The sequence below is a fragment of the Sphingomonas sp. 35-24ZXX genome (assembly GCF_000786215.1).
Classification (GTDB): domain Bacteria; phylum Pseudomonadota; class Alphaproteobacteria; order Sphingomonadales; family Sphingomonadaceae; genus Blastomonas.
Window position 1 is genome coordinate 58263 of the sequence record NZ_JROG01000007.1, and the last position, 18418, is coordinate 76680.

General features: G+C 64.1%; 20 protein-coding genes. 11 read left to right on the forward strand and 9 right to left on the reverse strand.

What is annotated here, in order from left to right; all coding sequences use genetic code 11:
• Positions 1-98: 98 nt before the first annotated feature.
• The 3 genes from LI72_RS20065 to LI72_RS13390 form a co-directional block, all read right to left on the reverse strand.
• A complete protein-coding gene (locus LI72_RS20065; protein ID WP_156139618.1) occupies positions 99-1031 on the reverse strand; it encodes an STM4504/CBY_0614 family protein in 933 nt (310 codons plus the stop codon).
• A 140-nt stretch (positions 1032-1171) separates the two neighbouring features.
• Entirely contained in the window at positions 1172-2293 is a 1122-nt protein-coding gene (locus LI72_RS13385; protein ID WP_033926453.1) for a zinc-binding dehydrogenase, read from the reverse strand.
• An 81-nt stretch (positions 2294-2374) separates the two neighbouring features.
• A complete protein-coding gene (locus tag LI72_RS13390; RefSeq protein ID WP_231562478.1) occupies positions 2375-3916 on the reverse strand; it encodes a M20/M25/M40 family metallo-hydrolase in 1542 nt (513 codons plus the stop codon).
• 150 nt (positions 3917-4066) lie between these two features.
• On the opposite strand from LI72_RS13390, the gene LI72_RS13395 reads away from it, so the two are divergent.
• Positions 4067-4489, forward strand: coding sequence for a hypothetical protein (locus LI72_RS13395; protein ID WP_033926455.1), 423 nt, complete (start codon positions 4067-4069; stop codon positions 4487-4489).
• Between the two features lie 16 nt (positions 4490-4505).
• On the opposite strand, the gene LI72_RS13400 is transcribed toward LI72_RS13395, so the two are convergent.
• Positions 4506-4784, reverse strand: coding sequence for a hypothetical protein (locus tag LI72_RS13400; protein ID WP_033926456.1), 279 nt, complete (start codon positions 4782-4784; stop codon positions 4506-4508).
• A 214-nt stretch (positions 4785-4998) separates the two neighbouring features.
• Between LI72_RS13400 and LI72_RS13405 the strand changes: the two genes are divergently transcribed.
• The 3 genes from LI72_RS13405 (at position 4999) to LI72_RS13415 (ending at position 6527) form a co-directional block, all read left to right on the forward strand.
• A complete protein-coding gene (locus LI72_RS13405) occupies positions 4999-5913 on the forward strand; it encodes an SPFH domain-containing protein (RefSeq protein ID WP_081984977.1) in 915 nt (304 codons plus the stop codon).
• Between the two features lie 8 nt (positions 5914-5921).
• The gene (locus LI72_RS13410) at positions 5922-6140 is read left to right on the forward strand and encodes a toxin-antitoxin system HicB family antitoxin (RefSeq protein ID WP_033926458.1); all 219 of its coding nucleotides are present in this window, start codon (positions 5922-5924) and stop codon (positions 6138-6140) included.
• Positions 6141-6263: 123 nt separating this feature from the next.
• Positions 6264-6527 carry a hypothetical protein gene (locus LI72_RS13415; RefSeq protein ID WP_033926459.1) on the forward strand — a complete coding sequence of 88 codons (264 nt, stop codon included), beginning with the start codon at positions 6264-6266 and terminating at the stop codon, positions 6525-6527.
• Between the two features lie 4 nt (positions 6528-6531).
• Here LI72_RS13415 and LI72_RS13420 read toward each other — a convergent pair whose 3' ends face one another.
• Complete coding sequence (locus LI72_RS13420; RefSeq protein WP_033926460.1) at positions 6532-7125, reverse strand: nitroreductase family protein; 594 nt, start codon at positions 7123-7125, stop codon at positions 6532-6534.
• A 153-nt stretch (positions 7126-7278) separates the two neighbouring features.
• On the opposite strand from LI72_RS13420, the gene LI72_RS13425 reads away from it, so the two are divergent.
• The 6 genes from LI72_RS13425 (at position 7279) to LI72_RS13450 (ending at position 15948) form a co-directional block, all read left to right on the forward strand.
• Complete coding sequence (locus LI72_RS13425) at positions 7279-8862, forward strand: peptide MFS transporter (protein WP_033926461.1); 1584 nt, start codon at positions 7279-7281, stop codon at positions 8860-8862.
• Positions 8863-8903: 41 nt separating this feature from the next.
• Positions 8904-10322, forward strand: a complete 1419-nt coding sequence (locus LI72_RS13430; RefSeq protein ID WP_033926462.1) for an amidohydrolase — start codon at positions 8904-8906, stop codon at positions 10320-10322.
• An 8-nt stretch (positions 10323-10330) separates the two neighbouring features.
• Positions 10331-11638, forward strand: coding sequence for an amidohydrolase family protein (locus LI72_RS13435; RefSeq protein WP_033926663.1), 1308 nt, complete (start codon positions 10331-10333; stop codon positions 11636-11638).
• 61 nt (positions 11639-11699) lie between these two features.
• Complete coding sequence (locus LI72_RS13440) at positions 11700-12380, forward strand: NnrU family protein (RefSeq protein ID WP_033926463.1); 681 nt, start codon at positions 11700-11702, stop codon at positions 12378-12380.
• 69 nt (positions 12381-12449) lie between these two features.
• A complete protein-coding gene (locus LI72_RS13445) occupies positions 12450-14858 on the forward strand; it encodes a ligase-associated DNA damage response DEXH box helicase (protein ID WP_052129918.1) in 2409 nt (802 codons plus the stop codon).
• Positions 14859-14940: 82 nt separating this feature from the next.
• Positions 14941-15948, forward strand: coding sequence for a retroviral-like aspartic protease family protein (locus tag LI72_RS13450; RefSeq protein ID WP_052129839.1), 1008 nt, complete (start codon positions 14941-14943; stop codon positions 15946-15948).
• A gap of 9 nt (positions 15949-15957) precedes the next feature.
• On the opposite strand, the gene LI72_RS19125 is transcribed toward LI72_RS13450, so the two are convergent.
• Complete coding sequence (locus LI72_RS19125; protein ID WP_052129840.1) at positions 15958-16494, reverse strand: thermonuclease family protein; 537 nt, start codon at positions 16492-16494, stop codon at positions 15958-15960.
• A gap of 58 nt (positions 16495-16552) precedes the next feature.
• Positions 16553-16915: a DMT family protein gene (locus tag LI72_RS13460; RefSeq protein ID WP_033926464.1), complete on the reverse strand. Its 363-nt coding sequence runs from the start codon at positions 16913-16915 to the stop codon at positions 16553-16555.
• Positions 16916-17088: 173 nt separating this feature from the next.
• On the opposite strand from LI72_RS13460, the gene LI72_RS13465 reads away from it, so the two are divergent.
• Positions 17089-17343 carry a hypothetical protein gene (locus LI72_RS13465; protein ID WP_033926465.1) on the forward strand — a complete coding sequence of 85 codons (255 nt, stop codon included), beginning with the start codon at positions 17089-17091 and terminating at the stop codon, positions 17341-17343.
• An 11-nt stretch (positions 17344-17354) separates the two neighbouring features.
• On the opposite strand, the gene LI72_RS13470 is transcribed toward LI72_RS13465, so the two are convergent.
• Together LI72_RS13470 and LI72_RS13475 are read right to left on the reverse strand one after the other, a co-directional pair.
• A complete protein-coding gene (locus LI72_RS13470; protein ID WP_033926466.1) occupies positions 17355-17861 on the reverse strand; it encodes a PAS domain-containing protein in 507 nt (168 codons plus the stop codon).
• Between the two features lies 1 nt (position 17862).
• Entirely contained in the window at positions 17863-18414 is a 552-nt protein-coding gene (locus LI72_RS13475) for a gamma carbonic anhydrase family protein (RefSeq protein ID WP_033926467.1), read from the reverse strand.
• Between the last annotated feature and the right edge of the window lie 4 nt (positions 18415-18418).

Genomic DNA, 18418 nt, shown 5'->3' on the forward strand with positions numbered 1-18418 from the left:
AGATACGAAGCCTTGCCAGCTTTGCTGGCTAGGCACAGTTGAGAGGGGCCAGCGGAAGAGCAGCAAGATGAATTTTGGATGGAGGTCAGAATGCTATATTATTTTTTGGCTGCTTCAATGATAAAAACGATCTTGCTTGCGGACAAATGAAGTGCATAGGCCGCGATGTATCCAGGCACTTCTTTTGGTTTCGCGCCTTGACCGTGAGATGAATCATTGTCTCGTATCTTTGGCAAGCCGCTCTGAAGTGTAGATACCAATTGATCGAAACTGCCGTCAAGATAATCCGGCCAAAGGCCGTGAGCTTTCGCCACTTTCACTAAATCTGAAATTCTCGCCTTTTTCGAATATTCCCAATTATTTTTCTCAAATATAGATTTAAAGGTGCTCTCGAGCGCATTCGCGGCCATGCCTACGGCTTGTCGATACTCTCCGCATCGGTAGTGCTCATGTGCTGAGATAAATTCCTGCCTTGGGCCTTCGAATCCCTTCCCACTTAGGAGGCTTATCGCAGGCTTAACAATCTCGGCGTGAATGTACTGACTATCCACTCTGATGAGGCTTGTCCCTTCTAGCTGATAACCTACGCCCGCTTCGCGCAGCCGATAGTTCAGCTCATCTATTGCATCCTGCCCAATTAGAGAAACCTGCCATTTTTGTCGTTCATAACCATTCTGGTCATGAGCCATAATTTGAGCAGCGGTTGCGATTAGCTCGAGTAGATCCAACCAATCCTCAGTCGAGCATTGACGCATAAAAGCCAGTACTCTGGAGCCCGCAAAATTTCCAGAAGCTAGCGAGTCAAGGCCCTTTTCTCGTCGAAATGCTTTGTCTATTTCTATCCAAAGTTGATTTGATTCTGGGCCACTTAGAACGTCGCCCTTATCACCAACCAATCCGATTGATTCTAACGCAATTTGATGGACTTGAACACGAAGCCGCTCAGGTATAACATCATATTGGTAGACGTCTTCCTGTCCTGACCGGGTAGCTTCTGCCTGCCGCTTCGAAAACAGTTTGAATATTGCCATTACTCAACTAGCCTTAATATACCAATACCCAACAACCTAATATCAAACATGGCAGGTTTTCGGTGTTGTGCAAATGTTATGTATCGTGCTTGGACGGTGTGGGCACATGAAATGGCAAAAGAGGTGAAAAATTTGTTCCCTTAAGGCACCACCACCTGCCGGATCGCCGTCCCGCTCGCCAGTTCATCGAACAGCGCGTTGATCTCTGACAGCGGGCTCACCGAGCTCAGCAATTTCTCCACCGGCATCCGGCCTGCGCGCCAGAGGGCGATGTAGCGGGGGATGTCGCGGGAGGGGATGGCGTTGCCCATATAGCTGCCCATCAGCGTCTTGCCGTCGCCGACCAAAGAGACCGCGGGGATCGAGAGCATGTCCGCCGGGTTGGGCAGGCCGACGGTAACGATACGCCCGCCGCGCCGCCCGAGGCCATAGGCTTTCGCCAGCACCGCCGCCTTGCCAACGGTTTCGATCACCAGATCGGGCTTGCGGCCCAGTGCAGCGATCACCGCGTCCTCGCCGTCCTCGGGCGGCACTGCGGCGAGCGCGCCCAGTTCCATCGCCAGCGCGCGCTTGGCGGGCACCGGATCGATCGCGATCACTGGATGCGCGCCGCCGGCGATTGCGGCCATCAAGGCGGCGAGACCGACGCCGCCCAGGCCATAGACGACCACGCTTTCGCCCGCGCGCAGCGCCCCGCTGTTGAGCACCGCGCCCGCGCCGGTGAGAACCGCACAGCCGAACAGCGCGGCGATCTCCACCGGAATGTCGCTATCGATCTTCACCGCCGAGCGCCGGTCGACCACCGCGTGCGTCGCGAAGGCCGACGAGCCCAGATGATGCTGCACCGGATGTCCATTCTCGGACAGCCGCCGCTCGCCGCCGAGCAAGGTGCCCGCGCCGTTCGCCGCCGCGCCGTTGCCGCAGAGATACCCCTCGCCCGAATGGCAGCTGGGGCAGTATCCGCACAAGGGCAGGAAGCTCAGCACCACGCGGTCGCCCTGTGCGAAATGCTTGGCGGCGATCGCGCCCGGCTCGATGACGGTCGCGACCGCCTCATGCCCCAGAGCCATCGGCATCGGGCGCGGGCGGTCGCCGTTGATGACCGAAAGGTCGCTATGGCACAGCCCCGCCGCCTCAATCTTGACCAGCATCTCGTCTGCGCCCGGCGGCGCGAGATCGACCTCGGCGAGGCGCAACGGGTGGGTATCAGCGAAAGGGCCGGTGTGGCCGATGCTATCGAGAATGGCTGCGGTGATCTTCATATGCGTCACCTCATGCAACCTCGTTTGCCTCGCCGCAAGCGCCGCGCCAGCCCCTCGCCCGACTGGCGGACAACGCCTTGCCTATCGCACACTCGCCAGCTGGTACATGATCTCGGCATAGCCCAGGGTCGCATCGGTCATCCCGGCGACCTTGGGGTTGGATGATTCCACCACATAATATTCGTCCGGTGCGTGCTGCGCGCTGCCATGTCCGATGCCGAAATGGCCTGCGGGGATGCTCACCGGCGGGGCGGTAAACACCGCGCCCGGCCAGGACCCTGCGAGCCGCGGGTTGAGGTTCGCCTTGACCCCCAGCTTGGCATAGGCCGCAAGCTCCGCCTTGATGAGGCGACTGTCCTCGGCGACCTCGGTCGGGTCGTACCCGCCCGAGACATTGGCCTCGACATCGCTGAAGCCGTTTTTATCCAGATGCGCGCGCAGCTTGGCTTCGGCCTCGGCGCGGGTCTGGTTGGGCACCAGCCGGAAATCGAGCTTGGCGACCGCCCTGCCCGGCAGCACGGTCTTTCCGCCCGGGCCGGTATAGCCCGCGACCAGCCCCTCGATATTCGCGGTCGGCTCCTGCGCCAGCCGCATCATCGCCTGGTCGAGCGGCAGATTGTCGATCCAGTGGGTAACGCCGAACGCCTGCTTCATCTGCGCTTCGTCCATGGTCTTGGTGGCGGCGGCGATCAGCGCCTTTTCGCGCTCGGACAGCGGGCGGACATTGTCGGACCAGCCACCGATCGCGACATTGTTGCCATCGGGCGTCACCAGCGTCTGCAGCGCCTGCACCAGCCGCCAGACCGGCGAATCGATCATCGCCTTGTAGCTGGAATGCACATCGCCCTTGGGGCCCCTGCCCCATTTTGCGCCACTGGCGACCAGCTCCAGTTCGATCACCCCCTTGGAGCCCAGGTTGACCTGCACCTCACCGTTCGCGCCCTGCCAGCTTGCGGGGATGAAGATGCCTTCGCATGTCTTGAGCGCGGTCAGCACATCGGGCCGCGTCGCGATCTGCTTGAAATTGGGCGAGCCGATCTCTTCCTCGCCCTCGGCGATCAGGACCAGGTTGACCGGCGGGGTGACGCCAGCCTTTTTCATCGCGTGCAAGGCTGCGAGCAAGGTCGCCTGCGGCCCCTTCTGGTTGACCGCACCGCGGCCCATGATCGCCTTGCCCCAGCCGGGCTTGTCGACGATCCGCGCATCGAGCGGCGGCGAGGACCATTCCGCCGGGTCGAACTGCTTCACGTCGTACATGAAATAGATGCCCAAAGTCCGCTTGGCGCCATTGTCCATCACGCCGAACACGCCGGGATGGCCATCGGACGGGACGGTGGCGACGCCGGTAAAACCGGCCGACTTGGCAAGGTCCGCCATATAGGCTGCGCCTTCGGCCATGTTCAGGTTTTCCGCCGCGATCGAGGGCAGCTTGATCCAGTCCTGGATGCGCCGGATGTCCGCATCGCGGCTGCTTTCCGCCGCCTTGCGGATGCGTGCCATCTCTCCTTCGGCTGCGGCCAGCGCGGGGCCTGCGCCAGCGGTCAGCGCCACGCCCGAACCCAGCAGCGCGGCCGAACGGAGCATCTGACGACGCGTGGCGGATGACGGCGGTGTTTGTGACATTCTGGCTTACCCCTCAATGGCTTGGATCTGCGAGACTGGATCACCGCGACGAACCGCGCAAGCGGTAACCTCCCGTAAACCTCGCCAACCTAAATCCCCGGATATGGGGCTACCTTCTGCTGGCAGTCGCCATCAACACGGGCACAGTTCATGACCAGCAAGGCGTTTGCCGATCATCACGACCAGCTAGTGGGATTGGCCAAGGGGATAGTGGCGACCGTCACAACGGGATCGTCCGATGCGTTGCAGCATCTGCCGGCGCAGCGCATGGCGCTGTCCAAGATGGTCAACCGGCATTGCGGCGAAGAGATTGCGCTGATCAATGCGCGCGCGCGCGAACTGCAGAGCGACCCGACCAAGGCGGCCCTGATCCGGCGCTTCCATGACGAATTGCTCGCCTGGCGCGGCGATCTGATGGAATGCAATGCGAGCTGGCCGCAACGGGCGGTGGTCAGCGATCCTCGCGGCTTCCTGTCGGTCTTCACCGGCCTGAGCGACCGGTTGCAGGCCCGGGTGCGGTGGGAAGAGGACGAATTCTACCCGGCGGTGATGGGCCAATTCGCCCGCCACTGACTCAGCATTTCCGTCCTCAGTCGGCGTGCGCCGTCCGGCTGCGGGTGACGCGGTAAAGCGGCTGCATCGGTTGCGCGGCGACATCGGCCAGCGGGATCGCGGTCTCGCACACCGCGCATTCCGCGCTCATCCGCCCGACGTGCCAGCTCTTGCCGCCGCATCCGGGGCAATGATTGACGTGGCCAGCATGGTAGAGCGGCATGAACCCGCGACCGGCAATGCGGCGCGCAAAGGCGTGGCCTGCCGCCAGCGCGTGGCCGGGGTCGAACGAGAGCCGGGGATAGTGCATCGTCATGGCCGTTTTCCTCAAAACTGTGACCGTCATTACGCGCGGTCGGCGAAACGGTTTCCTGGGGCGATGAACCGTTCACCGCATTTCTACACCATCGGCCGCAGCCCGTTGTGATGCGCGGCATATTGCGTCCGCAACGCGCGGCGCAAATCCCTGTTGCCAAACATGATATTTGATATAAATATGATATCACAATTTGAGTCGGAGGGAGTCACACATGCAAGAGCATTCCACAGCAGGCAGCAGCCACCCATCGGGGGCCATGGTAGCGAGCGTCGAAAGCCCGGCGAGCACGTTCAACGGCTATATCTTCCTGCTGCTGTTGCTGGTGTCGATGGCGCTTCCCGTTCTGGGGGTCGGCATGGCCAAGGGCGGCAATCCGCTGGGCTTTGCCATTATGATCGTCAGCGGTATCGCGTTTCTGCTGATCATCAGCGGCTTCTACATGCTCAACCCCAACGAGGCCGCCGCGATCCAGCTGTTTGGCAGCTACAAGGGCACCGATCGCAACACCGGCCTGCGCTGGCGCTGGCCCTGGCTCAGCCGCAAGAAAATCTCGGTGCGCGTGCACAACGTCACGTCGGCCACGATCAAGGTCAACGATCTGCGCGGCAACCCGATCGAGATGGCGACCAATGTCGTCTGGCGCGTCGCCGATACCGCCAAGGCGCTGTTCGATGTGGAGAATTATCAGGAGTTCGTGGACATCCAGATCGAAAGCGCGGTCCGCGTCATCGGCGCGCGCTACCCTTATGACGATTTCAACGTCGACGAGGTGACGCTGCGCGGTGATGCTTCCGAGGTCAACCACGAACTGGAAAAGCAGCTGCACGAACGTGTCGCCGCTGCCGGTGTGCAGATCGACGAATGCCGCCTGACGCATCTGGCCTATGCGCCCGAGATCGCCCAGTCGATGCTGCGCCGTCAGCAGGCCGAGGCGGTCATTGCGGCGCGTTCGCGTCTGGTCGAAGGCGCGGTGACCATGGTCGAGCACGCGCTGGCGATGCTGAGCGAGAAGAACGTGGTCAACCTCGACGACGAGCGCAAAGCCGCGATGGTCTCCAACCTGATGGTGGTGCTGTGCGGCGAACGCGATACCCAGCCCGTGGTCAACGCAGGATCGCTCTATTGAGCTGAACCATGGTCGCACCCCCCAAGAAATCCTTCGCCCTGCGCCTCGAGCCGTCGCTTCATGCGGCGATCGAGCGCGCAGCCGCATCCGAGTTCCGCAGCGTGAATGCGGAAATCGAGGTGCTGCTGCGCGAGGCGCTGGCGCGGCGGGGGATCAAGGTGGCAGCCCCTGAACAGCGACCGAGGGGGCGTCCACCCAAGGAGGGTTCGGACGATCCCGAGGTATAGTTCGCGTTTTGGACGCAAGGCTGCTATCGTCCCGCTATCGGCCGGGACCAGCGCGATGAAGCGCAGTCCCGCGCCCGCCTCTCCCCCGGTTGCAAAACCAGCCAACGCCAAGGAGGGCACAGTGTGCGCGTCACCGAAAAATTCTGCCGCGAGCAGGAAAGCCTGCAGATCGCCAAGGCTGCCACCGAAACCCTGACCAACCGCCGCAACATTGCGCTGGCTGCCGCCAAGGCCTGGGACAGCGCCGCGCAGCTGGCGCACAAGCAGGAATCGAAGACCGAGCCGCTCGACAAGCTCGACGCAGCGATCACGCTCGAATTCGCCGAGGAAGAAGCGGCGGGTCTGGATGGCGAGGACGACGTGCCCGAAGGCGACGACAGGGCTTGAGAGATCAGCGTAGCGAAGGCTGCCACTCGCTGAACACGGCATCGAATTCCGGCCGTGGCCGTTCCTCCTGCGGCTGGCCCGCGGTTCCCATATAGACGAAGCCCGCGATCTGCTCGGGCGCGGATCCGAACAGATTGCGCACCATATCGCTGTAGCTGGGCCAGCCGGTGATCCAGCCACCAACGAAGCCCCGCGCGTGGGCGGCATGGAGCAGGTTCATCACGAACGCGCCTGCCGAAAGCTGTTGTTCCCACAACGGAATCTTGCTCGATTCGCGGGGACAGAACAAAACCACCAGCATCTCGGGTGCGTGGCGCGCGAAGGTCTCCATCGCCTCGATCTCCAGCCGCCCGGCTCCGGGCTTTTCGGCGCGATAGGCCTGCGTCAGGCCTTGCGCCAGCGCATCGCGCTGGTCGCCCGCGACATGCACCACGCGCCACGGATTGAGCTTGCCATGGTCGGGCGTGCGCAGTGCGGTCGCCACGATCTCGCGGATCTGTGCGGCATCGGGCCCCGGCGCGATCATCGCGCGCGGGCTGCCCGAACGGCGGGTGGCAAGATAGCGGGTCAGCGAGGAAAGGTCATTGAATTCGGTCACGCAAAGGCTCCGGCAGCAGGGGCGCAAGCGGCAGTCTGGTAACAACTGCAACAAGGCGCTTCACACCCGCGCATTTTTGTCTAGGTTGGCCGCCACGCTATGGACGGCCCAGGGACAGGCCGCCAACAAAAAATCGACGGGAGATATGCGATAATGGCCAGCGGTTATGCCGTCAGCGGCGATTCCAAGGGCACGTTTCTGGGACACCCCAAGGGGCTGTACGTGCTGTTCTTCGCGGAAATGTGGGAACGCTTTTCCTATTACGGCATGCGCGCGCTGCTGATCTTCTACCTCACCAAGCACTGGCTGTTTTCGGACGAGAAATCGGGCGTCATCTACGGCGCCTACACCGCTCTGGTCTACATTACCCCGGTGCTCGGCGGCTATCTGGCCGACCGGTATCTGGGCCAGCGCAAGGCGGTGACCTTTGGCGCGGTGCTGCTGACCTTCGGCCACGCGCTGATGGGTTTCGAGGGCACCGGCGGGCAGGATCCCGCATCGCTCAGCATCTTCTGGCTGGCATTGGCGTTTATCATCGTCGGTTCGGGCTTTCTCAAGGCGAATATCTCGGTGATCGTCGGCCAGCTCTATCCGCGCACCGATGTGCGGCGCGATGGCGCGTACACCATCTTCTACATGGGCATTAACCTGGGCGCGTTCCTCGGCTCGCTGGCCTGCGGCTATCTGGGTGAAACCTATGGCTGGTCCTATGGCTTCGGCGCAGCGGGCATCGGCATGCTGCTGGGCCTGATCGTGTTCATCCTCGGCAAGCCGCTGCTGTGCGGACGCGGCGAATCGCCCGATGCCGCCGCGCTCGCTGCTCCCGTCATGGGCATCAAGAAGGAATGGCTGATCTACGGCGTCGGCATCGCCGCGGTTCTCGGCATCTGGGCGCTGATCCAGTACCAGGACGTGGTCGGCTGGCTGCTGCTGGGCTCGGGCATCATCCTGGTCGGCTATGTGCTGCTGACCGCGGTCACCAAGCTGGAACCGCATGATCGCGACCGCATTTTCGCTGCGATGTTCCTGATCCTGGGCTCGATCCTGTTCTGGGCGCTGTTCGAACAGGCCGGTTCATCGCTCAACCTCTACACCGACCGCTATGTCGATCGCGGCGCGGTTCCCGCCTCGGTCTTCCAGTCGGTCAACGCGATGTACATCGTGCTGCTGGCGCCGTTCTTCGCCGGCATCTGGACCTGGCTGGGCCGCCGCGGGCTTGAGCCTTCGGCGCCTGCCAAGTTCGGCCTGGCGATGATCCAGCTGGGCGCGGGCTTCCTGGTGCTGGTGGCAGGCGCTGCCGCCACCGGCGAAGGCGTGCCCACCCCGGTGCTGTTCATCTTCCTCATCTACCTACTCCACACCATGGGCGAGCTGTGCCTGTCGCCCGTCGGCCTCAGCGCCATGAACCGGCTGGCGCCGGCGCACATGGCCTCGCTGATCATGGGCACGTGGTTCTTCGCATCAGCCTCGGGCAATTTCGTCGCGGGTCTGATCGCGGCGGCCACCGGCTCTGAAGCGGCAAGCGGCGAAGGCGCGGGCCAGCAGACGGTGCTCGACGTCTATTCGAACATCGGCTGGATCGCGATCGGCGTCGGCATTGCCGTGCTCGTCGTTGCTCCGCTGATCAAGAAGCTGATGCACCTCGACACGCTGCAGGATGCAGAGCCGCTGGCGGGCGAAGCCGAGCTGGCCGAAAACCAGGCAGCGGGCGTCCATCCGGCCACCCGCGGCGTCTGATCCGCGCACACCCACTACCGAACTGCGACAGGGAAACATCTATGCGATACGGGTTCACTGCGCCGCTGGCGGCCATATTGGTCGTCGGCTGCGCCAATACGACAAGTGCCGAGGCACCTTCCACCGCGAGCAGCAATGCCCCCAAGGCCGCGAAGGTCAGCTTTGACGAGAACCCCTATCCCAGCACGTACAAGCCTTATGGCGGCGCGGCGACGGCGATCCGCAACGTCACCATCTTCGATGGCGAAGGCGGCCAGATCGACAACGGCGTGGTGTTCTTCTCTGGCGGCAAGATCACCGCGGTCGGCGGTGCGGACACGCCGATCCCTGCCGATATCACGGTGATTGATGGCACCGGCAAGTTCGTGACGCCGGGCATCATCGATATCCACAGCCATCTGGGCGATTATCCCTCGCCCGGCGTGCAGGCGCATTCGGACGGCAACGAGGCGACCAGCCCGGTCACCGCTGACGTCTGGGCCGAACATTCGGTCTGGCCGCAGGACCCCGGTTTCAGCCGCGCGCTCGCCAATGGCGGGATCACGTCGCTGCAGATCCTTCCCGGTTCCGCGAACCTGTTCGGCGGTCGTTCGGTCACGCTCAAGAACGTTCCTGCCCGCACCATGCAGGGCATGAAGTTCCCCGGCGCGCCTTACGGCCTCAAGATGGCGTGCGGCGAGAACCCCAAGCGCGTCTATGGCAGCCGCAACCAGAAGCCCGCCAGCCGCATGGGCAATCTGGCCGTCAACCGCCAGACCTGGGCCCGCGCCGCCGAGTACAAGGCACGCTGGGACGAGTATGAAAAGAAGGGCGGCACGCCCCCTGCGCGCGACATCGGCATGGATACGCTGAAGGGCGCGCTGGAAGGCAAGATTCAGATCCACAACCACTGCTATCGTGCCGATGAAATGGCCATCGTCATCGATATGGCCAAGGAGTTCGGCTATACCGTCTCGACCTTCCACCACGCGGTGGAAAGCTACAAGATCGCCGATTTGCTCAAGGCCAACGGCATCTGTTCCGCCGTCTGGGCCGACTGGTGGGGCTTCAAGATGGAATCCTATGACGGCATTCCAGAGAATGCCGCGATCATCCAGAACGCAGGTGCGTGCACCATCATCCATTCGGACGATCAGGACCAGATCCAGCGCTTGAACCAGGAAGCCGCCAAGGCCTTGGGTGATGGCCGCCGCATGGGCTTCAACATCACCGATGCCACCGCGATCCGCTGGCTGACCTACAACCCCGCCAAGGCGATGGGCATTGCCGACCAGACCGGCAGCCTGAGGCCCGGCAAGATGGCCGATGTCGTGCTGTGGAATGCCAATCCGCTGTCGGTCTATGCCCGGCCTGAAAAGGTCTGGGTCGATGGCGCGATGCTGTATGATGCGAATGATCCCAAGCGCCGTCCGGTGAGCGATTTCGAGCTGGGCCAGCCGGGTGAGGGAGACACGAAATGAGCCGTAACATGAACAAGGCGCTCCTCTTCGTCTCCGCCGCTGCAACGCTGTTTGCAGCCCCCCTCGCCGCCCAGACGGTCGCGATCACCGGCGGCAAGGTCGTCATCGGTGATGGCAGCGCGCCGATCGAGGGCGGCACCGTGGTGCTGCGCGATGGCAAGGTCGTCGCGGCAGGTGCAGGCGTTGCCGTGCCCGCAGGCGCACAGGTGGTCGATGCCAGCGGTCGCTGGGTGACACCTGGCCTGTTCGCCGGTTTTACCCGGCTGGGCCTGATCGAGGTCGAGGCGGTCAACGAGACCAATGACAGCAGCGCCGGCCGGGGCGAATTTTCCGCCGCGATCGATGTGGTCCCGGCGATCAATGCCAAGGTCAGCGCGATTGCGGTCAACCGCGCGGCGGGGATCACCCGTGCTGTCGTGGCCCCCGCCGCACCCGCTTCGATCTTTGCCGGAATGGGCGCGGTGATCGACCTCGGCGATGACTATGACGCGGTCACCAAGGGCCGCGCCTTCCAGTTCGTCGAACTGGGCGAGACGGGCTCGGCCAAGGCAGGCGGCAGCCGCGCCTCGGCGTTCCTCGAGTTTCGCAACTCGCTGATCGAGGCGCGTGCGCTGGCGACGGGCCAGCGCGGCGTGGCAGCCCATCCGCACGATGCCCTGCTCAACCGCCAGGATGCTGCGGCGCTGGTGCCGGTGGTGAATGGCGAAATCCGCCTTGTAGTGCATGTCGAGCGGGCGGCCGACATTCTGAACGTCATCAAGCTGCGCGAGGAGTTCCCCTCGCTCAAGCTGGTGCTGGTCGGGGTGTCCGAAGGCTGGCTGGTCGCCAACCAGATTGCCGCCGCCGGCATCCCGGTGATTGCATCGGCATTGAACGACCTGCCATCGGACTTCGAGAAAACCGCCGCCACCCAGTCGAACATCGGCCGGATGAAGCGCGCGGGCGTGACGGTCGCGATCGGCATGATCAACGATAACGAGGCACACCGGCTGCATTACTCGCCGCAATATGCCGGCAATCTGGTAGCGCTGCAGCGCGTGCCTGGCGCCACGGGGCTGACCTGGGATCAGGCCTTTGCCGCGATCAGCTCGGGCCCGGCCCAGGCGATGGGCGTCGACGCCATGCTGGGTAGCCTGAAGCCCGGCCGCCAGGGCGATGTCGTGATCTGGGACGGCGATCCGCTGGAGCTCTCGTCCGCACCGGTCGCGGTGATGATCGACGGCGTCCAGCAGCCGCTGGACAATCGCCAGGCACGGCTGCGTGACCGCTATCGCACCCCGCAGGAAGGGGCTTTGCCAAAAGCCTATGAGCGCTAGTATGCCCACCACGGGGACTCGCTGACACTCGGCATTTCCGGCGACAGGGGGAAGAGCGGTGATGCAGGGCTATGCGATGCTGTTGGCGGGGGCGATCGGCTTTGTCGGCAGCCATTTCGCGATGTCTCACCCCTTGCGAGCCCCGTTGGTGGCGCGGCTGGGCGACAAGGGTTTCCAGCTGGTCTACACTCTGGTGTCGTTCGCGACCTTCTTCCTGATGGTCGAAGGCTTCCGCCGCGCGCCCATCGCAACACCCTATTGGACCGCCGGGGATGGCATCTGGGCGGTCAGCACCGTGCTGATGCTGATCGCCGCCATCCTGTTTGCAGGCTCGCTGATCGGCAATCCGGCGCTGCCGGTGCCGGAAGCTGCCGCCAAGAAGATCGCGGTGAAGGAGCCGGCGGGCGTCTTTCGCATCACCCGCCACCCGATGATGTGGAGCTTTGCGCTGTGGGGCGTGTCGCACATCCTCGTCGCGCCGCGGCCGGATACCTTCATCCTGTGCGGTGCGATCATCATTCTCGCGCTGGTCGGGGCCAGGCTGCAGGACGGCAAGAAGTTCGTGCTGATGGGCGATGCCTGGCTGCATTGGCAGGCGCGCACCAGCTTCCTTCCGTTCGCACGCGGCGTTGCCTTTCCCGGCTGGCTGGCGCTGATCGGAGGCACGCTCCTTTGGCTGGCGGCGCAATGGGCGCATATGCCGGCAGGCGTTGGGGCGGCCGGTATCTTCCGCTGGTGGTGAGGCGGGGCGCCCTAGCCCTTTAGTTGCCTGCCCCTTTAGTTGACCGCACGCGCGCCCTATATCCTGCCCATGGCGCTGCCCCCGATCATCACCGACTGGTTTGCGCAGCGCGGATGGGCACCCCGACAACATCAGCTGGCCATGCTGGCCGAGGCCGAGGCCGGACGGCATGCGCTGCTGGTCGCGTCGACCGGCGCGGGCAAGACGCTCGCGGGGTTTCTGCCCACCTTGCGCGATTTTGCCGATGGGGCGGGTCATGACGGGCTGCACACGCTCTACATCTCGCCGCTGAAGGCGCTGGCGCACGATGTGCAGCGCAATCTGCTCACCCCGGTGCAGCAAATGGGGCTGGGCATAACCATAGAAACTCGCAGCGGCGATACGCCCTCCGACCGCAAGGCGCGGCAGCGCGCCCGCCCGCCACACATATTGCTGACCACGCCCGAATCGCTGAGCCTGCTGCTGTCCTACCCCGAAAGCGCGGAGATGTTCGCCGGGCTGAAAACCGTGATCATCGACGAGGTCCATGCCTTTGCCACGTCCAAGCGCGGTGACCTGCTCAGCCTGTCGCTCTCCCGCCTGCAGGGCATCGCGCCGCAGATGCGCCGCGTGGCGCTGTCTGCGACTGTCGCGGATGCCGATGCCTACAGGGCCTGGCTCGCGCCGTTCGGCGATATCAACACCGTGGCATTGGTCGAGGGCGAGCCCGGCGCGGAGCCCGACCTGTCGATCCTGATCACCGATGACCGCGTGCCCTGGGCGGGGCACAGCGGCCATTATGCGGTGCCGCAGGTGCTCGAGGAGATCACCCGCAACCAGACGACGCTGGTCTTCTGCAACACGCGCTTCCTCGCCGAATTCATCTTCCAGAAATTGTGGGAGCTCAACGAGGCGCACCTGCCGATCGGCATCCATCACGGATCGCTCTCGGTCGAGGCGCGGCGCAAGGTCGAAGGCGCGATGGCGCGCGGCGAACTGCGCGCGCTGGTCGCCACCGCCAGCCTCGATCTGGGCGTCGACTGGGGCAATGTCGATTGCGTGATCCAGATGGGTGCGCCGAAGGGATCCTCGCGGCTGTTGCAGCGCATCGGCCGCGCCAACCACCGGCTCGATTGCTCCAGCCGCGCGATCCTCGTCCCCGGCAATCGTTTCGAATATCTCGAGGCGCAGGCGGCGTTCGATGCGGTCACCGAAGGCCAGCGCGATGGCGAAAGCTTTCGCCCCGGCGGGCTCGACGTGCTGGCGCAGCACATACTGGGCGCGGCCTGTGCGGGGCCGTTCCACGAAGACACGATGCTGGCCGAGGTGCAGTCCGCGCTGCCCTATAGTGCGCTCGACCGCGACGCCTTCCAGCGCGTGCTCGGCTTTGTCGAAAACGGCGGCTATTCGCTGAAGGCCTATGACAAGTTCAAGCGGCTGCTGCGCCTGCCCGATGGCACCTGGCGGCTGGTGCACCCCAAGTTCGCCGCGCAATACCGGCTGAACGCGGGCATCATCGTCGACACGCCGATGCTCGATGTGCGCTTCAAGAACGGCCGCTCGCTGGGGCGGGTGGAAGAAGATTTCGCAGCCCAGCTTTCGCCCGGCGACACCTTCATCTTTGCCGGCATGGGCTTGGAGGTCGAGCGGATCAAGGACTTGGACCTTGTCGTCAAGGCCTCGGCGAGGGCGACGCAGATCCCCAGTTACAACGGCGCGCGCATGCCGCTGACCACGCATCTGTCGTCGCGCGTGCGCAGCTTCCTCACCGACCGTGCCGGCTGGGGCCGCTTTCCCGATGATGTGCGCGAGTGGCTCGAGATGCAGGACTATCGCTCGGCGATGCCCGAGCCCGACCAGCTGCTTGTCGAGACGTTCCCGCACCACGGGCGGCAGTACATGGTCTGCTATCCGTTCGAAGGGTGGAACGCCCACCAGTCGCTGGGCATGCTGCTGACGCGGCGGATGGAAAGTCGCGGGCTGCAGCCGATGGGGTTTGTCGCCAACGACTATGCGCTCGCCGTGTGGAGCCTCAAGCCCGTCACTGACCCCGCCGCACTGTTTTCCGCCGACATCCTCGCCGATGAATTCACCGACTGGGTGCAGAATTCCTATCTGTTGAAACGTGCGTTCCGCGAGGTGGCGGTGATCAGCGGGCTGGTCGAGCGCCAGCATCCCGGCAAGAAGAAGTCGGGGCGGCAGGTCACCTTCTCGACCGACCTGATCTATGACGTATTGCGCAAGTACGAGCCCAACCATGTGCTGCTCGAAGCCGCCTGGGCCGATGCGCGGGCCCGGATGACCGATGTCGGCAGGCTGGGCGATCTGCTCGACCGTGCGGCAGGCACCATGCTGCATGTCGATCTGGAACGGGTCAGCCCGCTGGCGGTGCCGGTGCTGGTGATGATCGGGCGCGAAAGCGTGGCGCAGGGCTCGGCCGATGATGCGCTGCTGATCGAGGCCGAGAGCCTTGCGGCCACCGCGATGCGCGCGGATTGATTGCGCGATGCGCGCCCGCTGTGATACGTCTGCGGCGCACGCAAAGACCGTTGAAATCGCAGCGTGTGAGAGGACCCGATCGATGCCATTCCGCCCGCTCGCCGGTGCGTTCACCCTGATCGCGGCGCTTGCCGCTGCGCCTTCCGTCTCGGCCCAGGAGGCGGCACCCGCCTCGTCCGACGCCCTTGCTGCTTACCCCAAGACCACGGTCGGCGATTTCACCGCCGCCGATGCGCCGGGGTTCGATGCAGAGACCATCGCGATCGCGCGCGACCGCGCCAGCCGCATGACCGTCCCGGTCAGCATCGATGGCCGCGGGCCGTTCTCGTTCATGATCGATACCGGCTCCGAGCGCACGGTGGTGTCGCGCGATATCGCCTCGATCCTGGCGCTGGAATTTGCCCAGATCGCCCGGCTGGTGAGCATCGCGGGCAGCAAGATGGTGCAGACGGTCTATCTGCCCGAAGTCACGCTGGGCCGCCGCAATTATGGCGAGCTGGTCGCGCCGATGCTGGAGCCGCACCATATCGGCGCAGATGGCATATTGGGGCTCGATGGCCTGCAGGACCAGCGCATCCTGTTCGACTTTCTGGAAAACGCGATCACCGTCGAGGATGTGACCGAACGCGTGCGCACCGGCGATTTCGAGATCGTGGTGAGCGCACGGCGCAAGTCCGGGCAGCTGATCTTCACCGATGCCACCATCGGCGGCAAGCGCGTTAACGTGGTCATCGATACCGGTGCGCAATCGAACATCGGCAATATGGCGCTGCTCAAGCGACTGGGAACCGCCAATCAGGCCAGCGCGCAGCAGGCCAGCCTGACATCGGTCACCGGACAGACGATCATGGCCGATTCAGGTCTGGCGCAGGATTTCCGCATCGGCCGGGCGCAGTTCGATTATGTGCCGATCGTGTTCGCCGACGCGGATGCGTTTCGCGAGCTGGGGCTCGACAAGACGCCCGCGCTGCTGCTGGGCATGAGCACGCTCAGGCTGTTCAACCGGATGATGATCGATTTCAAGCAGCGCCGGGTGCTGTTCGACATGCCCTCCAGTTCCCCGCGCAAGCCCGAACGCGCCCGGATCTGACCCGCGCGCTCAGCACCAGTCGGGACGACCGTTGCCAAACCAGACAGCAAGCCCCTCGCCCACCAGCGCGGACCCCAGGCTCTCGCCGGCGCGCGTGACGCGAAACAGCTTGCGGCCATAGCGGTCCTCGGCGCGATCGGCGGGTTCGAGCACGAACGGCCCCGCATTAAGCAGCTGCTGCATCCGGTTGGTCGCCCGGCGGCCGAGCGCGAGTTCGGCGGGACAGCGCGGTGAAGACACCTCGGGCGTGTCGATATCCGACACGCGAATCTTCTCGCCGCGCAACCAGAAGGTGTCGCCATCGACTACGCAGGTGTAGCGCTGCCCGCCGCCGCAAATCGGGAAATAGATCTGGCTGGCGTCCGCAGGTGCACTGGCCGAAATGGCCAGAGCTCCCGGCATATCTGCCGTCGGCTTCGTCCAGCCAGCCAGCCAGTCGGGCGCATTCCAGCCCACCAGTGCCGCCAGCGCAATCGCCAGTACGACCGGTCGGCGGCTGGGGGCAGCAGGCTGCGCGAACACGAGTGTGGGGGATTGCCTGGCCATGCACCGATCATCCCTGCCACAGGTAAATCAAACCTTACCCGTGCGGTGGGCCGTGGCCTCATTTGCCCACGAACAGAAATCCCACCCCCGCCATGATGCAAGCGAACGCCGCGATGTGGCGCCATCCCAGCGCCTCGCCCAGCACGGTGACCATGAATATTCCGAAGATGGTGAGCGCGAGCGCCTCCTGCACGATCTTGAGCTGTCCCGGCGTCCAGCCCGCGGCAAAGCCGATGCGATTGGCGGGCACGGCAAAGCAGTATTCGATCAGCGCGATGCCCCAGCTGGTCGCGATCACCCAGATGATCGGCCGCGCAGCGGCGGCCTCCGGCCCGCCCTTCAAATGCCAGTACCAGGCGGTGGTCATGAAGATATTCGAGACGGCGAGCAGCAGCACGGTAGGCGCGATCTGGCTGGGCATGGGAAAACTCTCAGGAAGGTTCGGCGAAATTTGCCCGATGCGGGATGGCGAGCGGCGGCAGGAGGTAAAGAGAAGATAAATCTGTCGTCAACGCCTGCTTAACCTTTGGTGCCAAGCAGCGCTTAACCAGGGACACGCACATCTTGTTCAACACCAGAACATTGGGGGTCAGTATGTCACCGGACAATCTGTTCATTTCGTTCCTGTCGATCTCGCTCGCATCGGTTTTTCTGGCGTTGATCATCGGTACGCGCGGCGAGGAAATCCGCAAGATCGCAACGGCGATCGGAGAGGAAAGCGGAGGCCTGACCCGACGCAAGGCGCGCATCGCGGCGGTCGAGCGCAAGACCGCGATTGCCGACGAAGCGATGATGGCCCGCGCGCGCGGCGAACGCTTCGTGCCGCCGCGGGACTATCGCAAGGTCTGATATCCGAGGGTTCAGCCCTGGCCGGCAGATCCTGCGGTGATATCGATAATGTATCCCAGCATGCCGATGGGGGTACCATCCCGGTCGAACCGGCATGTTCCGCGCGACATCACCTCGCGCTGCTCGCCGCTGTCGGTGATGATCCGGGCGCGGAAGTCATAATCCTCGCCATGGTCGAGCGCGCGCTGCACCGCGTCGGCCACCGTCAACCGATCATCGGGATGGTAATAGGCGATCGCCTCCTCCAGCCCGGGCTGGCCGCGCCTTGGGTCGCGCTGATGAATGGCGAACACCTCGTCCGACCAGAACAGCGAGGAATCCGCCCGCTCGAACTGCCAGCTTCCCATCCGGCCGATCGACAAGGCCAGGTCCAGCGACAGTGTCACCCGGTTGTGATCGCGGCTGAGCGCAAGCACCCGCCGCCGGGCCAGACGCAACCGGCGCAAGAGCTCCAGCGCCGCCAGCGTTGCCAGCAGCGCGCATGCCCAAGGTAAATGCTCGATCAGCGCCGTGCCCACGTCAATCCCTGCTGGTGGCTGCCTTGTGCGCCTTGGCGTTTTCGACGTAATGCGCCACGCCGATGCGCATGCCTGCGATGGCAGGCGGGGGCAGGTCGCGCATGTACTGCGCCGGACGTCCGCCCCAGAGCTGGCCGGAAGGCATGACCTTGCCAGGGGTCAGCATCGCGCCGGCGGCGAGCATCGCATCACCCTCGATCCGGCAGCCGTCCATCACGATCGCCCCCAGGCCGACAAAGGCGCGGTCTTCCAGCACGCAGCCGTGCACCATCGCCAGATGGCCGATCAGCACATCCTCGCCGATCAGCGTGGGAAAGCCCTCGGGCTGGCCGGGGCGGGGGCTGTCGCAATGGATGACGGTGCCATCCTGCACGTTGCTGCGCGCGCCGATGACGATGCGGTTGACGTCGGCCCGGATCACGCAATTGTACCAGACGCTCGCATCGGGGCCGATCTCGACATCGCCGATGATGCGGCAGCCGGGCGCGATGAAGGCGCTGTCGTGGATGCGCGGGGTCTTGCCGTGCAACGTGATGATCGAAACGCCATCCATCGGA